The sequence below is a fragment of the Streptomyces sp. SID1328 genome, assembly GCF_009865595.1.
GTDB lineage: Bacteria > Actinomycetota > Actinomycetes > Streptomycetales > Streptomycetaceae > Streptomyces > Streptomyces griseoluteus.
In genome coordinates, this window is record NZ_WWKH01000768.1 from 1 (window position 1) to 1,375 (window position 1,375).

1 protein-coding gene and 1 pseudogene are annotated in these 1,375 nt (G+C 73.0%); both read right to left on the reverse strand.

Annotated features, from left to right (window positions below):
* Nucleotides 1-153 (reverse strand): annotated as a pseudogene (locus GT030_RS24630) (DUF6457 domain-containing protein); the annotation flags it as partial.
* A 44-nt stretch (nucleotides 154-197) separates the two neighbouring features.
* A complete protein-coding gene (gene moaA / locus GT030_RS24635) occupies nucleotides 198-1,229 on the reverse strand; it encodes a GTP 3',8-cyclase MoaA (RefSeq protein WP_161202974.1) in 1,032 nt (343 codons plus the stop codon).
* Nucleotides 1,230-1,375 lie beyond the last annotated feature (146 nt).

Genomic DNA, 1,375 nt, shown 5'->3' on the forward strand with positions numbered 1-1,375 from the left:
GGCGGCCGCGTAGCCGACCAGGAAGGAGGTGATCGGGGCGGCCGGGCGGGCCACCTCGTGTGCGACCACCTTGGTCATGTCCAGCAGCTCGGCGATGTCGACATCGAGGTCGATGCCCAGCCCGGCCTTGGCCGCCGCGATCCATTCGTGCATCCGGTTCACTTCGTCGGTCCTCACTCGTGGGGTCGGTACGGGTCTCAGCCGCCGATGGCCGACATGGGCCGGTCGGGACGGCGGAAGTCCTCGCTGTTGATGGCGTGACCGGGGGCCTTGACGGCGATGCAGGAGCGCCAGGCGGCCTCCAGCGCGTCGTCGTCGGCGCCCGCGCGGAGCAGCGCGCGCAGGTCGGACTCCTTTGTGGCGAACAGGCAGTTGCGCAACTGCCCGTCGGCGGTCAGCCGTACCCGGTCGCAGTTGCCGCAGAACGGCCGGGTGACGCTGGCGATGACGCCCACGCGGGAGTCCGTGCCGTCGATCCGCCACTCCTCGGCCGGGGCGTTGTCCTCGCGCGGCACGGGGGTGAGGGTGAAGCGCTCGCCGATCCGGTCCAGGATCTCGGCGGCGGTGACCATCTTCTCCCGCTCCCAGGCACCCTGGGCGTCCAGCGGCATCGACTCGATGAACCGCATCCGGTAGCCGTTCTCCACGGCGAACGCGGTCAGGTCCGCGATCTCGTCGTCGTTCACCCCGCGTACCGGCACCGCGTTGACCTTGACCGGGTCGAGCCCGGCGGCGCGGGCCGCGCGCAGCCCCGCCAGCACGTCGGCCAGCCGGTCGCGCCGGGTGATGGCGGCGAACCGCTCCGGGCGCAGGGTGTCCAGGCTGACGTTGACCCGGCCCAGCCCGGCCTCGCGCAGCGCGACGGCGGTACGGGCGAGCCCGATGCCGTTGGTCGTGATGGACAGCTCGGGCGCCTTCGGAAGCGCGGACAGCCGGGCGACCAGACCGGGCAGGCCCCGGCGCACCAGTGGCTCCCCACCGGTCAGCCGGACCTCGCTGATGCCGAGTCGGCCGGTGGCGATGCCGACCAGGCGGACGATCTCGTCGTCGCTCAGCAGTTCGTCCTTGGGCAGCCAGGCCAGCCTCTCGGCGGGCATGCAGTAGGTGCAGCGCAGATTGCAGCGGTCGGTCAGGGACATCCGGAGATCGGTGTGGACGCGGCCGAACCGGTCCACCAGCGGCTTCGGGGCGGCGGTGTCACTGTGCTGGTCGGTGAGCGGTCGGGACACGGGCCTGCCTTCTTCCTGTGCTGCCGGTCGGCGGTCGTACGGTGTGCGGTCCGCCCGCACCGGGCGGCGGTGGCGTGCTCCGGGTGGCCGTGCGGTGCGCACCGGCCGCCCGGTGCCGGGGACGCCGCCCGGCTCCAGGAGGGTCC